General features: G+C 36.0%; 22 protein-coding genes. 5 read left to right on the forward strand and 17 right to left on the reverse strand.

Annotated features, from left to right (window positions below; translation table 11 throughout):
• Positions 1–167 precede the first annotated feature (167 nt).
• From ESZ54_RS00005 to opp3b, 9 genes are all read right to left on the reverse strand, one after another.
• Positions 168–533 carry a hypothetical protein gene (locus tag ESZ54_RS00005; RefSeq protein WP_204249486.1) on the reverse strand — a complete coding sequence of 122 codons (366 nt, stop codon included), beginning with the start codon at positions 531–533 and terminating at the stop codon, positions 168–170.
• Positions 534–618: 85 nt separating this feature from the next.
• Positions 619–990 carry a CvfD/Ygs/GSP13 family RNA-binding post-transcriptional regulator gene (locus ESZ54_RS00010; RefSeq protein WP_136135620.1) on the reverse strand — a complete coding sequence of 124 codons (372 nt, stop codon included), beginning with the start codon at positions 988–990 and terminating at the stop codon, positions 619–621.
• 219 nt (positions 991–1,209) lie between these two features.
• The gene (locus tag ESZ54_RS00015) at positions 1,210–1,794 is read right to left on the reverse strand and encodes a peptidylprolyl isomerase (protein ID WP_136135621.1); all 585 of its coding nucleotides are present in this window, start codon (positions 1,792–1,794) and stop codon (positions 1,210–1,212) included.
• Positions 1,795–1,813: 19 nt separating this feature from the next.
• On the reverse strand, positions 1,814–2,443 hold the full coding sequence (udk, locus tag ESZ54_RS00020) for a uridine kinase (RefSeq protein WP_136135622.1): 630 nt from the start codon (positions 2,441–2,443) through the stop codon (positions 1,814–1,816).
• Positions 2,444–2,589: 146 nt separating this feature from the next.
• Positions 2,590–3,135 (reverse strand): recombinase family protein, encoded by a 546-nt coding sequence (locus ESZ54_RS00025; RefSeq protein ID WP_162615038.1) that lies wholly within the window; start codon positions 3,133–3,135, stop codon positions 2,590–2,592.
• A 318-nt stretch (positions 3,136–3,453) separates the two neighbouring features.
• Positions 3,454–4,404: an ABC transporter ATP-binding protein gene (locus ESZ54_RS00030; protein WP_136135624.1), complete on the reverse strand. Its 951-nt coding sequence runs from the start codon at positions 4,402–4,404 to the stop codon at positions 3,454–3,456.
• 15 nt (positions 4,405–4,419) lie between these two features.
• Positions 4,420–5,457 carry an ABC transporter ATP-binding protein gene (locus tag ESZ54_RS00035; RefSeq protein WP_136135625.1) on the reverse strand — a complete coding sequence of 346 codons (1,038 nt, stop codon included), beginning with the start codon at positions 5,455–5,457 and terminating at the stop codon, positions 4,420–4,422.
• A gap of 11 nt (positions 5,458–5,468) precedes the next feature.
• Positions 5,469–6,497, reverse strand: a complete 1,029-nt coding sequence (locus tag ESZ54_RS00040) for an ABC transporter permease (RefSeq protein WP_136135626.1) — start codon at positions 6,495–6,497, stop codon at positions 5,469–5,471.
• Positions 6,497–7,441, reverse strand: a complete 945-nt coding sequence (gene opp3b / locus ESZ54_RS00045) for an oligopeptide ABC transporter permease (RefSeq protein ID WP_136135627.1) — start codon at positions 7,439–7,441, stop codon at positions 6,497–6,499. The genes ESZ54_RS00040 and opp3b overlap by 1 nt, the downstream gene beginning before the upstream one ends.
• A 92-nt stretch (positions 7,442–7,533) precedes the next feature.
• Here opp3b and ESZ54_RS00050 point away from each other — a divergent pair, with 92 nt between their 5' ends.
• The gene (locus tag ESZ54_RS00050) at positions 7,534–7,875 is read left to right on the forward strand and encodes a DUF3899 domain-containing protein (RefSeq protein WP_136135628.1); all 342 of its coding nucleotides are present in this window, start codon (positions 7,534–7,536) and stop codon (positions 7,873–7,875) included.
• A 75-nt stretch (positions 7,876–7,950) separates the two neighbouring features.
• On the opposite strand, the gene ESZ54_RS00055 is transcribed toward ESZ54_RS00050, so the two are convergent.
• The 7 genes from ESZ54_RS00055 to thrC form a co-directional block, all read right to left on the reverse strand.
• Complete coding sequence (locus tag ESZ54_RS00055; protein WP_162615052.1) at positions 7,951–9,630, reverse strand: peptide ABC transporter substrate-binding protein; 1,680 nt, start codon at positions 9,628–9,630, stop codon at positions 7,951–7,953.
• A 260-nt stretch (positions 9,631–9,890) separates the two neighbouring features.
• Positions 9,891–10,469 (reverse strand): anaerobic ribonucleoside-triphosphate reductase activating protein, encoded by a 579-nt coding sequence (nrdG, locus tag ESZ54_RS00060; RefSeq protein WP_136135630.1) that lies wholly within the window; start codon positions 10,467–10,469, stop codon positions 9,891–9,893.
• Positions 10,470–10,539: 70 nt separating this feature from the next.
• On the reverse strand, positions 10,540–12,732 hold the full coding sequence (gene nrdD, locus ESZ54_RS00065; protein WP_136135631.1) for an anaerobic ribonucleoside-triphosphate reductase: 2,193 nt from the start codon (positions 12,730–12,732) through the stop codon (positions 10,540–10,542).
• Positions 12,733–12,965: 233 nt separating this feature from the next.
• Positions 12,966–13,331 carry a TIGR02328 family protein gene (locus ESZ54_RS00070; protein WP_136135632.1) on the reverse strand — a complete coding sequence of 122 codons (366 nt, stop codon included), beginning with the start codon at positions 13,329–13,331 and terminating at the stop codon, positions 12,966–12,968.
• A 101-nt stretch (positions 13,332–13,432) separates the two neighbouring features.
• The gene (locus tag ESZ54_RS00075) at positions 13,433–13,870 is read right to left on the reverse strand and encodes an ACT domain-containing protein (protein ID WP_136135633.1); all 438 of its coding nucleotides are present in this window, start codon (positions 13,868–13,870) and stop codon (positions 13,433–13,435) included.
• Positions 13,864–14,736, reverse strand: a complete 873-nt coding sequence (gene thrB / locus ESZ54_RS00080) for a homoserine kinase (protein WP_162615039.1) — start codon at positions 14,734–14,736, stop codon at positions 13,864–13,866. The genes ESZ54_RS00075 and thrB overlap by 7 nt, the downstream gene beginning before the upstream one ends.
• A gap of 1 nt (position 14,737) precedes the next feature.
• A complete protein-coding gene (gene thrC / locus ESZ54_RS00085; RefSeq protein ID WP_136135635.1) occupies positions 14,738–16,225 on the reverse strand; it encodes a threonine synthase in 1,488 nt (495 codons plus the stop codon).
• 87 nt (positions 16,226–16,312) lie between these two features.
• Between thrC and ESZ54_RS00090 the strand changes: the two genes are divergently transcribed.
• From ESZ54_RS00090 to ESZ54_RS00105, 4 genes are all read left to right on the forward strand, one after another.
• Positions 16,313–17,443, forward strand: a complete 1,131-nt coding sequence (locus ESZ54_RS00090; protein WP_136135636.1) for a homoserine dehydrogenase — start codon at positions 16,313–16,315, stop codon at positions 17,441–17,443.
• Between the two features lie 11 nt (positions 17,444–17,454).
• A complete protein-coding gene (locus ESZ54_RS00095; protein WP_136135637.1) occupies positions 17,455–18,786 on the forward strand; it encodes an aspartate kinase in 1,332 nt (443 codons plus the stop codon).
• Complete coding sequence (locus ESZ54_RS00100) at positions 18,773–19,810, forward strand: aspartate-semialdehyde dehydrogenase (RefSeq protein WP_136135638.1); 1,038 nt, start codon at positions 18,773–18,775, stop codon at positions 19,808–19,810. The genes ESZ54_RS00095 and ESZ54_RS00100 overlap by 14 nt, the downstream gene beginning before the upstream one ends.
• A 200-nt stretch (positions 19,811–20,010) precedes the next feature.
• A complete protein-coding gene (locus ESZ54_RS00105; protein ID WP_136135639.1) occupies positions 20,011–20,187 on the forward strand; it encodes a DUF4177 domain-containing protein in 177 nt (58 codons plus the stop codon).
• A gap of 63 nt (positions 20,188–20,250) precedes the next feature.
• On the opposite strand, the gene ESZ54_RS00110 is transcribed toward ESZ54_RS00105, so the two are convergent.
• On the reverse strand, positions 20,251–21,141 hold the full coding sequence (locus ESZ54_RS00110) for a LysR family transcriptional regulator (RefSeq protein WP_162615040.1): 891 nt from the start codon (positions 21,139–21,141) through the stop codon (positions 20,251–20,253).
• Positions 21,142–21,230: the final 89 nt, after the last annotated feature.

Here is a 21,230-nt window from a genome sequence, read left to right on the forward strand (position 1 = left end):
AGTTTTCAAAGGTCTAGTTCTCGTTGCTTTAGCAACTTACATATAATAACATCCTGTAAAAGAGTTGTCAATATGTTTTTTTCGTTTTGTTTTTTCGCTTTCAAACATAAATGTCTTAAGCAACGAAATTTATTATAGCATACAAAAAAAATTCTTTCAACTTATTTTTAACTAAAAAATGGAACCCCTGATACTGTTATTTTTTCAAGTACTTCATCTCTAATAGTTGAAGGTTTCTTCCAATAAAAAGAATCAGGTAATGCATTACTTTCTTCTTCATCTAGACTAAAAACAAATAGCGGCATTGAATCTGTTCCAATTGTCAAATTTGTTAGTTCTTCTAATTCCATTTCACGTGTGTTTAATTGTACAAATGTTTTTAACTCTTTTAGAATACAAGCCAAACTAGTAAACTCCGAGTCGATTGTAACCGTCAAAAAATTAAATTTACCATGATCTTCTTTAACAAGAAATTCTTTATCACCATTTTGTTTATTCAGAATGACTGTCCCAGCCACCATAGTTTCTGACAACATAACCCACCTCTTAAAATTAGTTTATATGCTCAAGACATTTTATGTGCTGTCATCATTCTAACATCTTTTCAGAAAAAAAACATTATTTTTCCACAGTTTCTTTGAGAGCCTCTGAAATCCAATCATCTAATCTTTCTTCAATGCTGAAAAAACCAATTTTTTTCTTACGATTGGTAAAATATTTTTTCTTCTTATTGATGGTTGTCATAACTGGTGTATCTGCCAAAACCCGAATCGAAAGACTAATTTTTTTAGTATATTCATCAATATCAATAATCTTAACAGTAACTTGATCCCCTATTTTTAATTCCTCATTAATATTTTTTATGAAACCATTTTTTACTTCTGACACATGAATTAATCCTTGTGTTTGACTATCTAGTGAAACAAACGCACCATAAGGTTGGACTCCGGTGATTTTACCCGTCAGTACCATTCCGATTTTATATTCCATTTGAAGACCTCCATCTTTAACTAATCTTTTAAATTCTAACATAATTTAACGGTCGATTGGGAGAAAATACTTATCAACATATCGAAAGTAATAAATTGATTACCAATTAACAATTGATTTTATGACTAACTTCTCGTTAGGCTTTCAGTCCGCACAAGATCATTTATCGCAAAAAAAATAGAGGTAACTTTTCCAGTAACCTCTATCTCATCATTTTCATTATTTTTCAATTGTTACTGAATTAATGACAATATCTTCTAATGGTTTATCTTGACCATTGCGTGAAACTTTTGCCATTGCATCAATCACATCCATGCCTTCAACAACATGACCAAAAACTGTGTGTCTAAAATCTAACCATGGTGTACCACCATTTTGGTAAGCTTCAACAATTTCTTCAGGGAATCCTGCACCTGATAGTTGACCTAGCATGCTACTTTGAACATTTTCATTTTGAACGATAAAGAACTGACTACCGTTTGTATTAGGGCCAGCATTAGCCATTGATAGTGCTCCTCTTAAATTAAATACTTCGCGAGAGAACTCATCTTCAAATTTAGTACCATAAATACTTTCACCACCCATACCTGTTCCAGTTGGATCACCACCTTGTATCATAAAATCTGGAATAACACGGTGAAAAATCACACCATTATAGTAATTTTTTTCTGCTAACCCAATAAAGTTTGCTACTGTTTTAGGTGCTTGTTCTGAGAATAATGCTAATTTCACATCACCCATAGTAGTGTGTAATGTAGCAAATTCTTTTGCTTGTTCTAAATTTAATTGTGGAAATTGTGTCATCTTAAACACTCCTCATTTTTTATTTTAAAATACTCTCTACCTTAGTCGTTAATAAATCGATGGCAACTTGATTTTCGCCACCTTCTGGAATAATGATATCCGCGTATTTTTTTGTTGGTTCAATAAATTGATGATGCATTGGCTTAACAACTGAAAGATACTGATCTATCACAGAATCTAGTGAACGTCCGCGTTCTTCCATATCACGTTTAATCCGACGAATAATACGAATATCATCTTCGGTATCAACATACACTTTAATATCCATCAAATCACGTAATCGTTTATCTTCCAAAATCAATATACCTTCGACGATAATCACTTCTTTTGGTTCTTGATGTATGACTTCTTTGCTTCTCGTATGAGCTTCATAATCATAGATTGGTTTGTCAATTGCGTGATAACCCATTAATTGTTGTAATTGTTCTATCAACAAATCTGTATCAAAGGCAAATGGATGGTCATAATTTGTATTCAATCTTTTTTCAAATGATAAATGACTTTGATCTTTGTAATAGGAATCTTGTTCAAATAGTAGTATGGAGTGATTTGGTAACGTCTTTAATATTGAACGACTCACACTAGTTTTTCCACTACCGGAACCTCCTGTTACACCAATAACAATCGGACGTTTCTTGGATTTGGTCATTTGTATCCCTCGCTTAACTTATATTATCCTTCTTTTGATATCCTACTCTATCGCACACTTGGATTCAAGTAATATCTTCACCTTTTATAAAAAATAAAAAACACCCCTCAACTTTTCCGCATTTTCAAAGTTGAGGGGGTGTGATATTATCGCTCTTGAACGTATTTATAAGCTGTTCCTAAAGAAATGTTACACTCTTCAGCAATTTGGCGGAGTGTGTAGCGATTGTTATTATATAAGTGGCGAATTTGTTCAATTGTTTCTTGTGATATTTTCGGACGACCGCCAACACGTCCGTTTTTGCGAGCTTCTTGTAAACCGCGTGTTGTTCTTTCACGAATAATCAATTTTTCCATCTCAGCAATTTTCAAAATCATCTCAACATATGCTTCATCACTAATCGTTTGATAAGCATCGCCTTTTTCTTTAACAATTAATTGAATTTTACTATTTTTCAACTCTAATAAAAAATCAGCTAATTGAATAATTGATTTACCTAAACAACGTAATTCATAAACTACCAGTTGATCTCCTTCTTCAAGACTTTGAACAACCTGTTTCAGACTTACCTCTGTTTGTACATCACTCGAATCTTTCGGTAAATTTACCACTTCAAGTTCTTTTAACGCACCAATCTGTTCTTTTACATATTGTGTATCACTTGACGCGTAGATATAACCAATTTTTCTCACTATGTTTTCCCCCTTAATAACTAAAAACGGCATTCCCAGTGCCTTAATTACACTATACACATTTTATAAAAAACCCACCTTATCAAAAATTACGTATCGATACGCAATTTTTAACAAAACAGAAACTCCTTTTTAAAAATGTTCATTTTAAAATAACTGTCACATTATTTCACCTTTAATTAATTTATCATACTTTAATTAATAATCAAGCCCTTATGGATAAATTTATTCAAAAAATGATAATAAAAAAAACAAATAAAATCTAAACAATTTAATATTAATAAAGATTAAATCGTCAGATTTTATTGTGAAATTTTCTTAATTATTCTTTTTTTTAGCAAGTTTTTCTTGGTAAAATGCAACTTCATCTTCACTACAATAGAGATAATGTTGATTGCCAATATCACGTAATTGACGCTTTTTACCGTCATCGGGCTCTGGTATATAAGCAATTCGCTTACGTGTGCGCTCATAATCCGGATCCGGTAATGGTATGGCAGAAAGTAAACTCTCTGTATATGGATGTAATCCATTATTATATATTTCTTCACTAGATCCAACTTCAACTAATTTTCCAAAATACATGACACCAATTCTGTCACTAATATATTTCACCATAGATAGATCATGCGCAATAAAAAGATAAGTCAAATTTTCTTTTTCTTGTAGTTCTTGTAATAAATTCACGACTTGAGCTTGAATTGATACATCTAAAGCTGAAATTGGTTCATCACAAATAATGAACTTCGGTTCCACTGCTAAGGCACGGGCAATCCCAATTCGTTGACGTTGACCACCTGAGAATTCGTGCGGATAACGTGTCCCATGACTTGCATCAAGTCCAACTGTCGTTAATAACTCATTAACTCTTGCATCTCGTTCCGCTGTTGTTTTGGCTAATTTATGAATATCAATTCCTTCAGCAATAATATCTTTAACTTTCATACGCGGGTTCAATGAAGCATATGGATCTTGATAAATCATTTGCACGTCACGACGGAAATCCGACATATTCGCACGTCCCTTAATTCCTGCAATATCTTTACCATCAAACTTAATATCACCGCTTGTTGGATCATACAAACGAATAATACTTCGTCCAGTTGTTGATTTCCCACAACCAGATTCGCCAACTAGTCCAAATGTTTCACCTTCGTAGATGTAGAAACTAATATCATCGACTGCTTTGACTTCATCAGCACGCCCCACATTAAAGTGTTGCTTCAAATGATTGACTTCTAATAATTTTGTTCGTTCTTGTGTTGTCATGCGACAGTCTCCTTTCTACACTTTTTGTGTTTGGTTAAATTTTTCCCAACGGCGTACCACTTCCGCTGGTGGTGTTACTTTTGGTGCACCTGGTGCTAGTAACCAAGTAGCAGCTTTATGCGTTGGCGATACTTCAAAGAACGGTGGAGCTTCCATTGTATCAATTTTCATTGCATATTCATTACGAGGGTAAAAAGCATCCCCTGTTGGTGGATTTAATAAGTCCGGTGGTGAACCTGGAATCGCATAGAGACTTTCTTCTCCTGTATCTAGGGTTGGCATTGAACTTAGTAGTCCCCAAGTATATGGATGTTGTGGATTATAAAAAATTTCGTCTGCCGTTCCAATTTCTACAATTCGACCACCATACATGACTGCTACTCGATCAGCAACGTTAGCCACAACACCTAAGTCATGGGTAATAAAGACAATCGATGTTTGAATTTTTTGTTGAATATCTTTCATTAATTCAATAATTTGTGCTTGAATAGTTACATCTAACGCAGTTGTCGGTTCATCAGCAATCAGTATTTCTGGATAACAAATCAAAGCAATTGCAATGACAATACGTTGACGTTGACCACCTGAGAATTGATGTGGATAATTTTTTAAGCGGTCTTTCGCGTTGGGGATACCCACAAGTTCTAACAACTCCAACGCACGCTCTAAAGCATCTTTTTTCGATACTTTCCGATGTTTGCGTAATGACTCCGCCACTTGATTGCCGATATTCATTGTCGGATCGAGTGAGGTCATCGGGTCTTGAAAAATCATCGCAATATCTTTACCACGAATTGATTGCATTTCTTTTTCTGATTTTTTATTAATGTTTTCACCTTTAAATAAAATCTCGCCACTTTCAACATTAGCATTATTAGCTAACAAGCGCATAATTGCACGCGTTGTGACAGATTTCCCTGAGCCTGACTCTCCTACAATTGCTAGTGTTTCACCTTTGATTAAATCAAAGTTAACGCCACGAATCGCATGCACTTTTCCAGCGTAAGTATCAAACGAAATATTTAAATCATTTACTTCTAGTATTTTTTCCATGAGCTCACCCCCTAATCTTTCATTTTCGGATCAAATGCATCGCGCAAACCATCCGCAAGTAAGTTGAAACAAATCATAATAATTGAAAGTGTGATTGCTGGTGCCCACATTAAGTGTGGTAGATATTTAAAAGTTTTGTACCCTTCACTTAAAAGCATTCCGAGTGAAGCATTTGGTGGTGTTAAACCTAGTCCAATGAAACTTAAGAATGCTTCGAAAAAGATTGCTGATGGAATACTAAACATCATTTGCACGATAATGACACTCGCAATATTTGGTAAAATATGTTTCTTGGCAATCGTTGTTTTAGATTGACCTAACGTAGTTGCCGCTAAAACATATTCTTGATCTTTAATTTTTAAAGTTTGGGCACGAACAATCCGGGCCATGGTAATCCAACCTGTCACAGCCATTGCTAAAATGATTGATTTCATCCCTGGTTCAAAGATTGTTAACATCAGAATCATCACAACTAAGTTGGGTATTCCGGAAAGAATTTCCAAAATACGCTGCATGATGGTATCGGTCTTACCGCCTTTCATACCGGAGTAAATCCCGTAGATGACGCCAATGGATAAATCTAAGAACGCTGCTACAAAAGCAATAATCAGTGACATTCTTGTTCCCATTAGTAAACGAGATAGTTCGTCACGACCTAGGCCATCAGTTCCTAAATAGAAATGCACATTTTCAGGCACTTTTGCTTGAGCATATTTATCAACTCTTTTATTTCCGACAACAGCTGTACCATTAAAACCATTAATTGGCACACCTGGAATTTTTGGTGGTAAGTTTATATACTTCGCATTTTGTTTTGTTGGATCATGTGGTGAGACAACGATTGAACCGAAAGCTAAAAATGTAACTAGCGCTAAAATAACAAGTGATATAACGGCCCCTTTATTTTTCTTCAAACGACGCCAAGAGTCTTGCATAAACGTTAAGGAAGGAGTACTAATTTTTTCACGATCTAGATTACTGTCAACAACAACTGGGTCAAAACTATCTTTTGGTAAATTCTTAATATCTAGTTGTTCCATTACCCTTTCCCTCCTTCATTTACTCTAATTCTTGGATCAATTAATCCGTAAAGAATATCGACAATTAAAATTACAACAACTAATAATGTGGAGAAAAGAATCGTGACTGCCATAATTGTTGGATAATCATTAGTTACGATTGATTTAACAAATTGTTCCCCAATTCCGGGTATCGCAAAAATATTTTCAACGACTAGGGAACCTGTCATTAAGGCAACTGCAAGTGGTCCTAATAAAGTAATCAGTGGAATTAAACTGTTACGTAAGCCGTGGCGAAAAACAACTTGCCAACGACTTAATCCTTTAGCGCGAGCCAGTTCAATATAGTCACTACTTAAAACCTCAACCATTTCAGTTCTAATAAAACGAGCTGAATCAGCGAGTGGCGACATGGCCAGTGCAATTGTTGGTAGGACCGTTGACATAAAACCTTGATCCCATCTTGCAATTGGGAACCATTTTAATTTTATTGCAAAGACATATTGTAGTAATACGGCAAAGACGAAGTTTGGTATCGATCGCCCGAGAATTGCAATTAAGGTAGAAAGTGTATCCACCCATGTGTTTTGGCGCATGGCTGCGATTGCACCCAGTATAATCCCTATAATCGTACCGAAAATAATAGCTTGCGCACCTAATCGAACTGATGGTCCAATACGGTCACCCAACAGTTTTGAAACAGGTTGATTTTTAAATTGGAAACTTGTTCCAAAGTCACCTTTCACCAAATTTCCCATGTAAATTCCATATTGCTGAATGACTGGTTTATCTAAACCAGATTGTTTATTTAAAATTTCAATTTGCTCAGGTGATAATTTCTCTTGGTTCGCATAAGGAGAACCTGGCAATAATTTCATTAAGAAAAACGTAATCGTTGTAATTAACCATAGTGTGACTAACATAAAGAAAACACGTTTAATAAAATATTTTGTAAAACTTCTCATTACTATTCCTCCTTCATCTTTTTTTGACATCCTTAAAAAAATACCTTAAAGTTAGCCCATACTATAGAACTCGTTTAAAGGAGCTGGCACTTATGAAACAACCATTAAAATTTAGTTTAACGATTATTTGTTCACTTGCACTCATTCCTGGTCTTCTTATTCTTAGAAATCAGTCAATCACTACTACCGCCTTATCCAATGGTTACTTCCTACTATCGCTAGTCTTTTTAATCATCGGAGCTGGCATTCTAGTTTTATCTTCTGGCTTCTTCGATCTCTTTCAAAAACAAATGAAACAGGCAAACTTCTTAAGACGAAAAAACCAACCAAAAGAGTTTATCCCTTACTCACAAATTTTTGAAAAAAAACCAATATACTGGTTAACAGTTGGTGGTTTTTTATTGATACTTTCCATTCTACTATTGTTGTTTTAAAAAAACAAAAGATTAAAAACCGCGAGTTCTAAAAAATTTGCAGGTTTTTAATCTTTGTTTGTTTTTATGACCTGATTATTTCACTTTATAAGCCCATTTATAATCAAATTGTGACCCTGCAGGATGTGATACTACACCTTTAATTTTATCTGAACGTAAGTGAGCTTCTGCATCTTGAATGACAGGAATTACGCCCGCATCATCCATGATGATTTTTTCTGCTTCAACTAAATCTGCCCAACGTTTTTCAGGATCGTTAGCATTAGTTGTTGATGCAGATTTCACTTTTTCATCAAATTCTTTATTTGAATATTTCCCACGGTTGTATGAGTTTTGAGATTCAAATAAATCAATGAAACTACTTGGATCTGCGTAGTCAGCAATCCAACCGCCAAACACCATACTAAAATCTCCCTTGTTTGAACGATCTAGACGAACAGAGAATGGTACTGGAGCTAATTTTACTTTCAAGCCAGGTAATTCTTCTTCTAATGAACCTTGCAGATATTCAATAATTTTCTTAGTTGAATCTGTATCCGATGCAAGAATCTCGATTTCGAATTTATCTTTACCTAAATCTTTTTTTGCTTTTTTCCAATGTTCTTTTGCTTTTTTATTATCATATTTCAATTTACTTCCCGCATCATCTAAGAAATCTTTTTCTGTTTTAGGATTTTTTGAGATTCCTGCTGGCACTAAACCATGTGCTTCCATTGAACCATCTGCAAGAATATTATTTACTAATGCGTCACGGTCAATCGCATAAGAAATTGCTTTTCTGAAGTCTTCATTTCTAAATGGTGAATCTTTAGGTTCTTGGTTCATTTCCATATAACGAGTCCCCGCACGTTTCTCCGTTACAAATTCTGGATCATCACCTTTTTGTTGAGCTAGTTCACCAGAAAGAATGATATCATCCACTTTACCATCTTCATAAAGGTTCAAGCTTGTCGATGCTTCTTTTACAACACTCACATTCACTTGGTCAAGTTTAACTGTTTTACTATCCCAATATTCTGGATTCTTCTTATATGTCCAAGTTGTATCACTACCAGGACCATCAAAGTCTGCTAAAACAAATGGTCCGTTATAAACAGCATTTTCACTTGTTGTAGTATATTTTTTACCATATTTTTCAACAATATCTTGACGTTGAGGTAAATATGTTGAGAAGGCTAATAGATAATCAAAGTAAGGTGTTGCACGTTCTAAAGTAACTTCTAATTCATAGTCACTCACTGCTTTAACCCCTAATTCTGCTTTATCTTTTTTGCCTGCAACAATATCAGCACCATTTTTTACTGGTTCAGTTAAATAAGCATATTCTGATGCTGTCGCAGGATCAACCGTACGTTGCCAACCATATACATAATCTTTTGCTGTAACGGGTTTTCCGTCAGACCATTTTGCATCTTCACGTAATTTAATTTTATAGACTAAACCATCTTCACTGACTTCTGCTTTTTCAGTTGCGCCAGCTGGCTCTGGTTTTTGATCTTTACCTAAACGATAAATGCCTTCATAAACATTATTTAATGCCACTGAACTAATAACATCAGTACTTAATGATGGATCTGCTGTTGGCATCTCTTGCTGAACGTTGACATTAAATACTTGTTTGTCCGCTAACTCTTCCTTGCCACCTGATTCTTTCGAACTTGCTGTTTCTTCTTTACCACCAGTTCCGCCGCCACCACAGGCAACAAGACTAATTGCTACTGTCGATAGTAGCCCCGCATATAACATCTTTTTCATTTTCATAGAAATGCCTCCCTTTATTCGCTAAATTGTATGATTCTTTTTAAATTAGAAATTAATTAGAATATACTAGATATATTATATGACTTCTCATCATATTGCAACCATTTTTATATAATTATTTAATACATTTTATCAAAAATCATAAAAAACATTGATATAACAACATATAATTGTCTGATAATTTTATGAGGAAAAACAAAAAACACCTTACTTTCTTCTCATTTAAGAAGAATTAAGGTGTTTTCTCTCATTTTCTAATCATTATAGCGATCTTGATCGACACATTTTTCCCAAACAATTGCTTTGTTTTGTGCCAAAGATTGAGGAACATCTAATATTCTTTGATTGCTACTGCCACGAAATTGTAAAGTTAAATCACGTCGCGCCAGTTCAAAACGACCATCAACTAAAACATCGATATATGAGAGCAATTCTAATTTATCATCTGTGTCTTGTAAAAGTTCTTCAAATGTATAACCTGACCATGACCAAATATCTTTTGTCTCACCAAACGTCTCACGCACTCTTTTCACCAGTTGCAAACACACCTGGGTATTTAAGAAAGGTTCTCCTCCTAAAAGTGTTAATCCCTTAACAGAATGATGACTCAAGTCTTCCAGGATTTGATCTTCTAATTCCTGTGTATAAGGTTTGCCATAATTAAAGTTTTGAATGGCTTTGTTAAAGCAACCTTCACAAGCAAATAAACAACCGCTGACATAAATACTACAGCGGACTCCTTCACCATCTACAAACATAAAAGGTTTATAGTCCGCGATATGCATCTTACTATACTTATCTGCAGCCCACTCTTTTGGCTTTGGATTTCGCATCTTTAGTCCCCCTCTTTAAAAAAACAGAGACATGAAACCCTAAATGTTTCATGCTCTGGAAAGTTTATTCTTATTTCATATGTTTCACACGTGATGAAATTTCTTTATGACGACCATGAACCATTGGGCGTGCTTGTGGGTTACCTAAATAACCACATGTTCTTTTGACGACATCACATGTTTTTGGATCTGTATTGCCACATTGTGGACATTGGAAGCCACGTTCAGTTGGATTAAAATCACCTTCAAAATCACACTCGTAACAATGATCAATGGGTGTATTCGTTCCTAAATAACCCACTTTATCATAAGCATAATCCCAAACTGCTTCTAAAGCTTTAGGGTTTTGTTGCAACACAGGATACTCACAATAGTGAATGAAACCACCTGAGCAGTATTGCGTATAATCTTTTTCAAAATCTAATTTTTCAAATGGTGTTGGGTTTTTGCGCACATCATAATGGAAACTATTCGTATAGTAATCTTTATCCGTTACGTTTTCAACTTCGCCAAATTTAGCATGATCTAAGCGGCAGAAACGGTCAGTTAAACTTTCACTTGGTGTTGAATAAACGCTGAAGTGATAGCCGTATTCGTCTGACCAAGCATCCGCATGTTGTTTCAAATATCTTAAGATATCTAAGGTAAATTCTTTTGCTTCCGGATTAGTTTCCCATTCACCACCATAAAATTGCGAAGCAACTTCATACAATCCAATGTAACCTAATGAAACCGTTGCACGACGATTTTTGAAGAGTTCATTTACTGGTTGTTCTTTTGTTAGACGACGACCAAAGGCTCCATGCTGATAAAGGATTGGCGCATTTGCTGGGCTTGCTTCACAACAGCGATTGACACGGAATACTAACGCATCTTTAACAATCGCTAAACGTTCATCTAAAAGTGACCAGAATTTTTCTTGATCTTGCGCTGTTTCTAAGGCAATACGTGGTAAGTTCAACGTCACCACACCTAGATTCATTCGACCTGATGAGACGTCTTCGCCATTTTCATCTTTCCAACCTTGTAAGAATGAACGACAGCCCATTGGCACTTTAAAACTACCTGTTAATTCAACAATTTTGTCATAGTTTAAAATATCGGGATACATTCTTTTCGTTGCACATTCAATCGCAAGTTCCTTAATGTCATAGTTTGGATCACTTGGGATACGATTTAAACCGTCTTTAATTGTAAAAATTAATTTAGGGAAAATCGCCGTACGGTGTTCTTCACCTAGCCCTTTAATCCGGTTTTGTAAAATTGCACGTTGAATTTCTTTTTCAAACCAATTTGTACCTAAACCAAAACCTAATGACGTAAATGGTGTTTGACCATTTGATGTGAATAGAGTATTGATTTCATACTCTAAACTTTGCATCGCATCATAGATATCTTTTTTCGTTTTTTGTTTAGCGTACGCATCATGTTTTGTTTCATCTTCGATCCATTGTTGCGCTTCTTTTAAATGTTTTTCATAATTTTTTTCGGCAAACGGTGCTAAAAACTCGTCAATGCGGTCAGCTGAACAGCCACCATATTGGCTTGATGCTACGTTCGCGATAATTTGTGAAATTTGCGCAGTTGCAGTTTGAATTGATTTTGGTGCTTCCACTTCAGCATTCCCAATTTTAAAGCCATTGTTTAACATGCCCTTAAAGTCAATTAAACAGCAGTTTGTCATTGGTGAATATGGATGGTAGTCCAAATCATGGTAATGAATATCACCTTTTTGATGTGCGTTGGCGACATGAGCAGGTAATAATTTCAAACCAATCGATTTACCAACAATCCCCGCGGTCAAATCACGTTGCGTGTTGAAGACGTCACTGTCTTTATTGGCATTTTCATTAACCAGACGCTGATCTTTATTTAGTAATTGATCAATGGCTACGTTAATATCAGTTGCCCGACTACGTTCAAAATCACGACGTGTACGATAATTAATATATTCTTCAGCTAGTTTATATTCACGATTATCTAATAAAACATGTTCCACAATATTTTGGATTTCATAAATCTTAATATTATTAGGGAAACGTTGCAGAATTTCTTGATTGACTGAATCTACCAAACGATCTATTTTTTGAGTCGAAAGAGCAGTTAGTTGCTGGTTAATTTTTTCCTCGGCTTTAATCAGCGCATTTTTAATTTTAGTATCCTCAAATTCAACGGTCCGACCATCACGTTTAATGACTTGAATATTGCTCAAAGTTACACTCTCTACCGGATTATCTGTATCCGTTTTTTCGAATTCGATCATTTTTCATCCACTCCTTAATCTCTTGTCGCTATCTATCATAGCTCAAAGAAATTTAGAATTCAACCTATATATTGTGTTAAATTTTTGATAAAAAACTATTGACAACTATATATAGTGATGAAAATAAGCTTTCTTTTCGTTTACATTCTCAATATTTATGAAATATTTCTTTTTGATAACAAGAAAATGAGTAAATTATTATTTTGTGTTTTTACGAGCAAAAGAAAAGCACCTTAAGATAAATCAATACCTTTTGCCGCTAAATTTGCGAGACACTCATCAAGATACGCTGCATCATGTTCAGCGTAAATCGGTGAATGAACGGTTACCTCTTTTAAATTTTCATACGGTGGACAGCTTTGACCACGGTAATTTTTATGCGTCCATTTTTCATTAGGGTGATAACCACGTCTTTGCATCTCATCCATCACTAACTTGTGATACGCAAAAAGTTGATACGGATCATGTGTAAAGACATAATCGACTGTTTGATGTTTCTTGCCCCAGCCGTTGCCTCTCAGCGCACAACATTCCCGATGTTGACCCAGTAGTTGTTGTCTTGGTAATTTTGTAATTAATGATTCATGCCATAATCTCATCAGTCTCTCACCTCTTTTCTTTTAGTTTATACCGATTTTTGAATTCTGACTAGAAAAAACCAACCTCACAACATAATGTGGGCTGGCTTTTATTTATCTTTTTATTCAATTGAAAGAAGTGTCATTTTACTGACACCCTCAATGGCTTCGAGTTCATCCAATAAATTTTGAACTGGCACCGTTAAATCATGAATATCCAAACTGACAATAACGTTGGCTCGCTTTTGAATGGGAATATTTTGATTTATGGTCAGGACATTCCCACCTCTAGCAGATAAAACATTCAAAACACGTGATAAAATACCTTTCTCATCGGATAACACAAATGAAATTAAGGCTTTTCGCTCGAGTGACACTTCATCAGGTACAAAAACATGATCTTTATATTTATAGAAGGCGCTACGTGAAATACCGACTTTTTTAACAGCTTCACTGATATTGGCACACTGCCCTGATTCGAGTAATTTTTTAGCTTCAATGACTTTGCCAAATACCTCTGGCAACATTTTGTCATCGACAATTAAGTAATTCGTTAACATATTCCTGCTCCCCCCAAGTCAACGTTTACTGTATAACACTTCCACTCATGTTGCAAACTTGACACTTGGGTACGTAATTTTTCAATTGGCACTTCCTCTTGAAAAATAGCTAAGATACTTGGACCACTGCCAGAAATCAATACAGAGCAGGCACCTGCTTCACGTGCAAAAGCTGCAACATCATCAAATTCATGGATCATCACCTTACGATAAGGTTCATGCAATTGATCAGTTTGAACTGCTTGCAACAATTCACCGTCACCTGATGCTAGGGATGCTAAAGCAAAAACTAGTTTACTTTGGTTGGCCACTGCATGTGAAAAAGCAATTTTTTCTGGCAAACGTTCGCGGGCTTCTTTTGTTGAGGTTTCGAAATCAGGACTGAAGACAACGAAACGATAAGAATCATGGATATCGTATTTTTGTGTGTAGATTTTATTCTCACCCATAAAAGAAGCAATCAAACCACCATAAAGGGCTGGTGCAACATTATCTGGATGTCCTTCAATTTCAGTCGCAATTTGTAACACTTGATAATGATCCACTGGCGTCTTAGTTAAGGCAAAAGCACCTAAAACACCGCCCACAACACAAGTCGCACTACTTCCAAGACCTCGTGCAGGTGGAATGCTACTGTCAATATTTAAATGAATAGCACGCGATTTTTGGCCAAGTTTTTCAAGGGTATAGGTAAAAGCTTGGTAGATTAGATTATCTTCAGTTTGAAAAACCGGATCACACCCAGAAATCAGTAATTCTTCTGCTTCTTCAAAATCAAAATAAGCATACTGCTCTAAAGCAAGGCCGAGACAATCGAATCCTACACCTAAATTAGCTGACGTTGCAGGCACTTTAATTCGAACCATCTTAATTTCCCCCTTTGATTTGGGACTGAATATACATTTTAATTGCGTCTTTTGCGATGACATCTTGATGCAAAACAGGTAAATCCATCAATGACTGTAGCCTCTGAGGAATTGACACACCCGTCATTTTCTCAAGTAATGCCATTTTTTCATATTCAGAAAGTGTGGCGTGTTCAAGCTCAAGTGCAGCTAAGACACTTTCAACAAATTTATAAGGTGAGGCCGTTGCAAGGACGATTCTTTTACAAGTGCAGTCATCGAGCTCTTCCATAACTGCATGTGCAACGGCTGTATGTGGATCTAAAACATAGCCTGTTTCTTCATAAACGTCATGAATGGTTTGCCCTACCCGTTCATCTGAGGCGAAACCTGCTACAAAAATTTCTTGGAGTGCTTTTAAAATTTCTGAGTCCACACTAAAATAGCCGTCTTCTTTTAATTTCGTCATACATTTATTCACATAAACGCTATCTTGACCACTTACATCAAATAATAATCGTTCCAAGTTAGAAGAAATCAAAATATCCATACTAGGAGAACTCGTTTTTAAAAACTCGCGTCTGGCATCATAGATTCCTGTTTGTAAAAAGTCTGTCAAAATATGATTGTCATTCGAAGCACAAATCAGGTTACGAATGGGTAGACCTAATTTTTTGGCATAGTAACCGGCTAAAATATTACCAAAATTACCAGTTGGCACAACAAAATCAACAGGTTCATTTAGTTCGATTTCATTTTGGTCAAGCAATTGACGATAGGCATCAAAATAGTAAACAATTTGCGGCACCAATCGACCGATATTCACCGAGTTAGCACTTGAAAGCTGAATTTGTTTTTGGTGTAACTCTTGCTGTAGCACTTGATCATTAAAAATTTCTTTTAAACTACTTTGAGCGTCATCAAAATTACCTTCAATTGCACAAACTGACACATTGTCTCCGCGTTGTGTTTGCATTTGTCGTTCTTGAATTGTTGATACACCTTCATTCGGATAAAAAACCATAATATCAATTGCTTCATTATCTCTAAAACCTTCTAAAGCTGCTTTTCCGGTATCTCCGCTTGTGGCAGTTAAAATCAAAATCTTCTCTTCAACCTGTTGTTTGTTTAAAGCTTGTGCCATAAAGTGTGGCAAAATTGATAAAGCAACATCTTTAAAGGCACTCGTTGGTCCATGGAATAATTCCAAAACATATGAAGGACCGACTTTTACAATCGGTGTAATTGCTGGATGTGAAAATTTTTGATCATAAGCTTTACTCACACATTCAGCGATTTCTTCCCGACTAAACTCATCAAAAAAAAGTTGAAAGATGTTTTGGGCAATTTTTTGATAAGACGCCTCCTGTAGTTGTTCAATAGGATAAGAGCGATTGGTAAAGTCAGGTAAAACAAACAAGCCTCCATCTTGACTCAAGCCTTGTAGAATCGCTTGACTTGCACTTACTTTGATATTTTGATTACGTGTACTCTGGAAATAATTTGTCATATTCGTCGCTCCTTGTTTTTTCATTATGCTTATGATACAATATCCACCATACAAACACAAGTGTAATTCACAGGAGGACGAAACTTTATGAATATTGCCATTTTAGGATACGGCGTTGTTGGTTCTGGCGTCGATCATATTATTACAACAAGAGGACAAAACAAACACCATGTCACTAAAGTTTGGAGTCGCCCTAATCCCAAAAAACAAATACCACATCTTGTTTCTACTATAAAAGAGATTATTAATGACGAAAGTATTGATTGTGTCGTCGAAACATTAAATGGCATCGAGCCTGCTCACGAACATATATTAGCTTGTTTAAATGCAGGTAAACATGTCATTAGTGCAAACAAAGCGGTTATTGCTAAATATTATGAAGAATTTCAAGCGGCTGCCAAAAAAAATGACGTGCAATTTAAATTTGAAGCTAGCGTCGGCGGTGGGATACCATGGCTGAAAGAATTGGGTCGTGCCAAAAGAATTGATACAATCACATCGTGTTCGGGTATCTTAAATGGGACATCAAACTATATTCTTTCTACAATGACGAAAGAACAAGCTGATTTTGAAGCAGTCCTAAAAGACGCCCAAGCATTGGGCTTTGCTGAAGCCAATCCTAGTGCAGACATCGACGGCTTTGATGTCCTCAATAAAATCATGATTACCGCAAACGTTGGCTTTAATGGTCGCGTTCAAGCAGAAGATTTTCTTGTTTGTAGCATGCGTCCTGTCACAGCAAGCGACATTCAGTATTTCAAAAACAAAGGTTACACCCTAAAGTATCTTGGTCAGGTTGAAGCTGAAAATCAACAATATGAAGGTTCTGTCATGATTAATGCTTGCCTAGAGGATAGTTTGGAAGCCAATACTAACCAAAATTATAATTGTGCTACGCTGCAAGGCGACACCATCGGCACACTGACATTTTATGGTCAAGGCGCCGGACAGTTCCCCACCGCTCATGCGATTGTGCAAGATTTACTCGATTTAGAAAGTGATCGACCGCAAGTGAATCAAGAGCTACAAGACTTTACGTTTCATGCAAAAACAAAAAATAACTTTTGGATTCGGACCAATCAACAGATACCTGAAAAATTCATTGCAGGACAGGACAATCAATATAGTCAACTGATGCCAATGAACTTGATAGAATTTAAAGAGAATCTCTTACCATTACTTAAGAAAGAAGATTTAGTTGTCAGAATGCCATTATAGGAGGAAAAAGAATGCTCAAAGTTAGTAAGTTTGGTGGCAGTAGTGTTGCCAATGCTCAACAAATTAAAAAAGTGCAACAGATTATCGCAAGTGATCCCACACGAAAAATTGTCGTCACCAGTGCGAGTGGTAAAGAACACGCCGAAGATCATAAGGTGACCGACCTACTCTATCTTTGTTATGAACACAAGCGTTACGGCATGCCAGTCGATTCCATGTTTAATTTAATCAAAGATAAACTATTAAGCATTGAAAATGAACTTGGTCTAGCCACTCAACTCGCACAAGACATTGACGCACTTTATCAAGAACTACAACAACCAATCGAACTCGATTATTTAGTCAGTCGTGGTGAATATTTGACCGCTAAATTATTAAGTCATGTGCTTGACTATACTTTTATTGATGCCAAGGATTTATTATTTTTTAAATATAATGGCGAACTCGATTATGAAAAAATGAAACTAGCCTTTAATCAACTTGAAGACATCCAAACTGGTATTGTTGTCCCCGGTTTCTATGGTGCCTTCCCAAATGGTGAGATTCACCTAATGTCGCGTGGTGGCAGTGACGTGACGGGTAGTATTTTAGCGAATTTAGCAAATGCTGAACGCTATGAAAATTGGACTGATGTTTCTGGCATTTTAAAAGCTGATCCTAGATTGGTTAAAAATCCACGACAAATTGACATTATTACCTATGAAGAATTACGCGAATTATCTTATATGGGTGCTTCGGTGATTCACGAAGAGGCCGTTTATCCCGTTAAGGATAAGAATATCCCAATTTATATTTTAAATACGAATGATTCAAAAAACGATGGCACCATTATCTTAAACAAAGTGGACGCAGAGAAACGGCACGCCATAACAGGTATTGCCGGGAAACAGGAATTCTCAGCTATCACACTTGTGAAGGAGCATATGTCTAGTGACTTTGGCACCATTCGCAAGGCTCTCGAAGTTTTGGAAAGTTATCAACTAAAAGTTGAACATATTTCAACAGCCATTGATACTTTCTCACTCGTTGTCCAATCCAGTCAGTTAAAACCAATCTACTATGATTTAGTGCATGACTTGAAAAAAGTCTGTCAGGCAACGCAAATTAATGTAACCCACGAATTATCACTAATTGCGATTGTTTCACGCTTTATGAAGGAAAAAACAGGCATGAGTGGTCGCGTCTTTACGGCGCTTGGTGAACAAAACATCAATATTTCTTTAATCTCACAAACAGGCAATGAAACAAATATTATTCTTGCCGTAAAAAATCAAGACTACAAAAAAACAATTCAAACTATCTATTCAGAATTTGAAGGAGATGATTCAATTGAAAAAAGCTAAAATTGCAATCTTGGGAATCACTGGCGCTGTTGGCCAAGAGATGCTTAACGTCATCGCTGAACGTCAAGTGCCCTATGCAGAATTAAAATTATTCGCTTCAAAACGAAGTGCGGGTAAAAAAATAAACTTTCAAGGACAAGATTTAATCATTGAGGAGTTAACTGAAGACTGTTTTGATGGGATTGATATTGTCTTATCAGCTTTAGACGATGACATTGCGCGTCGCTTCTTACCAATTGCCGTAAAAGCTGGTTGTATCGTCATTGATAACTCAAGCATTTATCGTTTGGATGACAATGTGCCCTTAGTTGTGCCGGAAATTAATGCTAGTGACATTCAAAATCATGAAGGTATTATTGCCAACCCAAATTGTTCGACTATTATCGGTTTAGTTGCAGTAGCTGCTTTACATAGACATACACCTATTCAATCAATGATTGTCGCAACTTATCAAGCTGTATCAGGTGCAGGTGTCGCCGGAACTAATGAACTTCAAACACAAATCAAAGAACTTTTAGACGGTGGACAACCAACGATTAATGCTTTTCAACATCAAATTGCTTATAATTTAATTCCACAAATCGGCGGCATCAATGAAGCAGGTGACACTAGTGAAGAGTTGAAGCTACAAAACGAAGGACGTAAAATTTTACATCACCCAGACTTGCAAGTCATTTGTACTTGCGTGCGTGTCCCTGTGATGCGTTCACACTCAGAAGCAATCACGCTCTTTTTTGAAGAAAACCTTTCGCGGGAAGAAGTCATTGCTCTACTTAAAGAAGCACCCGGTGTGCGTTATATCGATGATCCAAATCAAAACGCCTACCCAATGCCACTCGACAGTTCTAATCAAGACTTAGTCTACGTTGGACGCGTAAGAGAACAAAAAATAGGTAACCAAACAGCCATCACACTCTGGTGCTGCGGCGACCAAGTCCGAAAAGGCGCAGCCACAAACGCAGTACAGATAGTGGAATCAATAGTGGTGGAGAAAGCTCTGCCTACAAAACCCAGATTACAATAGTGGTGGAGTGAGCGGTTAGGGCTGAACATTAAGATGACCCTGGACTGCAGACGGTTTGTGTCTGAAGACCAGGATTAGCTTAATGCTGAAGCCCTGCTCACGGAACCCGGATTACAATAGTGGTGCAATGAGCGCTTTGGGGTGAAAAGTAAGATAAACATTTTATACATATGGTACACTTAATGAAAAGGAGTGGTCCCATGGTTAAGTATAAGTATGAATCTGTCAAAATTGCATTAGGTGGTAAATTAAAAGAAGATCATCAAGAAATTATTAATCAATATGCTCGACGAGGTTATCGCTTTGTTGGTATTGTTCCAACAAAATTCAATGGCTCCATCATGACCAACTTTGATTTAGTCTTTGAGAAAGATTAACCAAAAAACATTATATTAATATTTATCCTAAATACTAAAAACAGCAGAAAACTGACCTTGTAGTCAGTTCCTGCTGCTTTTTTGTTCTATTTCTTTGAAACATGCAATTATTTTTCTCAATTTACGACTCTGTTTTTTTCCTTTTAACATGACACAATAATTCGTAGATTGTCCTTCAAAGCCTTCTAATTTAATTTCAGCCAATTCATGATTCTTAAAAGCAATGTCGGCTAACGGCTTTGATAAAAGTGTCACACCTAATCCTTTTTCTGCTGCATTAACTAGTATTTCAGTATTCACACTCTCTAGAACAGGACTCATTTCAAGCTCATTTTGATATAAATAAGCGTCAAAAGCATCACGAAGCGAACTTCCTTTTTCACGCATTAAAAACGGGACTTCTAAAATATCTTCTCTACTCATCATTTTACCAGCCCACTTGCTTGCCCTACCACAAACAAAAAGCATCTCGTATGTCGACAGCCACTCACGTTCAAATTCTTGGTTTGATTCAAAACCTTCGGTAAAAGCCACATCTATTTCACCATTCAATAAACGTTGTTTAATGCTATTTATATTTTCAGCATAAATTTTCAAAGGTGTCTCAGGGTACGTTTCTTTAAATAAATCCAACGCTGGTCCCAATGTTTTGCGTCCAATTGTCAAACTAACACCTATTTTCAAAGGTAACTTATCATCGTCCAGAGTTGTAAAATCACGAAGACTATCAAAATCTTGCACAACTTGTGAGGCTTTTATTTTAAAAAGCCGTCCTTCATCTGTTAAAAATAAACGACCATTTATGCGATCAAAAAGAATTTCATCTAACTCTTGTTCTAATTCTTTAATTGCTTTTGAAATTGCTGGCTGCGAGAGATATAAATTTTGAGCTGTCTTTGTCATCGACATTGTCTCGCAAACATTTAAAAAAAGACGTAATTGTCTTAAATTCATAATCATCCTCCTCATAACTTAATAGTTATCGACTGATACCTCATTATGTATTATCAATCATACTATACGAATGCTATTCTGTCAGCAGG

The organism is Vagococcus silagei (genome assembly GCF_004795745.1).
Taxonomy (GTDB): Bacteria; Bacillota; Bacilli; order Lactobacillales; family Vagococcaceae; genus Vagococcus; species Vagococcus silagei.

What these genes read in the sequence shown, in the direction of transcription:
- ESZ54_RS00050 (WP_136135628.1), top strand. Translation starts at nt 7,534, where the DNA reads ATGAAACAACCATTAAAATTTAGTTTAACGATTATTTGTTCACTTGCA.
- ESZ54_RS00010 (WP_136135620.1), bottom strand. Translation starts at nt 990, where the DNA reads ATGGAATATAAAATCGGAATGGTACTGACGGGTAAAATCACCGGAGTC.
- opp3b (WP_136135627.1), bottom strand. Translation starts at nt 7,441, where the DNA reads ATGAGAAGTTTTACAAAATATTTTATTAAACGTGTTTTCTTTATGTTA.
- nrdD (WP_136135631.1), bottom strand. Translation starts at nt 12,732, where the DNA reads ATGATCGAATTCGAAAAAACGGATACAGATAATCCGGTAGAGAGTGTA.
- nrdG (WP_136135630.1), bottom strand. Translation starts at nt 10,469, where the DNA reads ATGCGAAATCCAAAGCCAAAAGAGTGGGCTGCAGATAAGTATAGTAAG.
- ESZ54_RS00075 (WP_136135633.1), bottom strand. Translation starts at nt 13,870, where the DNA reads ATGTTAACGAATTACTTAATTGTCGATGACAAAATGTTGCCAGAGGTA.
- ESZ54_RS00055 (WP_162615052.1), bottom strand. Translation starts at nt 9,630, where the DNA reads ATGAAAAAGATGTTATATGCGGGGCTACTATCGACAGTAGCAATTAGT.
- thrB (WP_162615039.1), bottom strand. Translation starts at nt 14,736, where the DNA reads ATGGTTCGAATTAAAGTGCCTGCAACGTCAGCTAATTTAGGTGTAGGA.
- ESZ54_RS00090 (WP_136135636.1), top strand. Translation starts at nt 16,313, where the DNA reads ATGAATATTGCCATTTTAGGATACGGCGTTGTTGGTTCTGGCGTCGAT.
- ESZ54_RS00015 (WP_136135621.1), bottom strand. Translation starts at nt 1,794, where the DNA reads ATGACACAATTTCCACAATTAAATTTAGAACAAGCAAAAGAATTTGCT.
- ESZ54_RS00035 (WP_136135625.1), bottom strand. Translation starts at nt 5,457, where the DNA reads ATGGAAAAAATACTAGAAGTAAATGATTTAAATATTTCGTTTGATACT.
- ESZ54_RS00095 (WP_136135637.1), top strand. Translation starts at nt 17,455, where the DNA reads ATGCTCAAAGTTAGTAAGTTTGGTGGCAGTAGTGTTGCCAATGCTCAA.
- ESZ54_RS00070 (WP_136135632.1), bottom strand. Translation starts at nt 13,331, where the DNA reads ATGAGATTATGGCATGAATCATTAATTACAAAATTACCAAGACAACAA.
- ESZ54_RS00040 (WP_136135626.1), bottom strand. Translation starts at nt 6,497, where the DNA reads ATGGAACAACTAGATATTAAGAATTTACCAAAAGATAGTTTTGACCCA.
- ESZ54_RS00110 (WP_162615040.1), bottom strand. Translation starts at nt 21,141, where the DNA reads ATGAATTTAAGACAATTACGTCTTTTTTTAAATGTTTGCGAGACAATG.
- udk (WP_136135622.1), bottom strand. Translation starts at nt 2,443, where the DNA reads ATGACCAAATCCAAGAAACGTCCGATTGTTATTGGTGTAACAGGAGGT.
- ESZ54_RS00105 (WP_136135639.1), top strand. Translation starts at nt 20,011, where the DNA reads ATGGTTAAGTATAAGTATGAATCTGTCAAAATTGCATTAGGTGGTAAA.
- ESZ54_RS00030 (WP_136135624.1), bottom strand. Translation starts at nt 4,404, where the DNA reads ATGACAACACAAGAACGAACAAAATTATTAGAAGTCAATCATTTGAAG.
- thrC (WP_136135635.1), bottom strand. Translation starts at nt 16,225, where the DNA reads ATGACAAATTATTTCCAGAGTACACGTAATCAAAATATCAAAGTAAGT.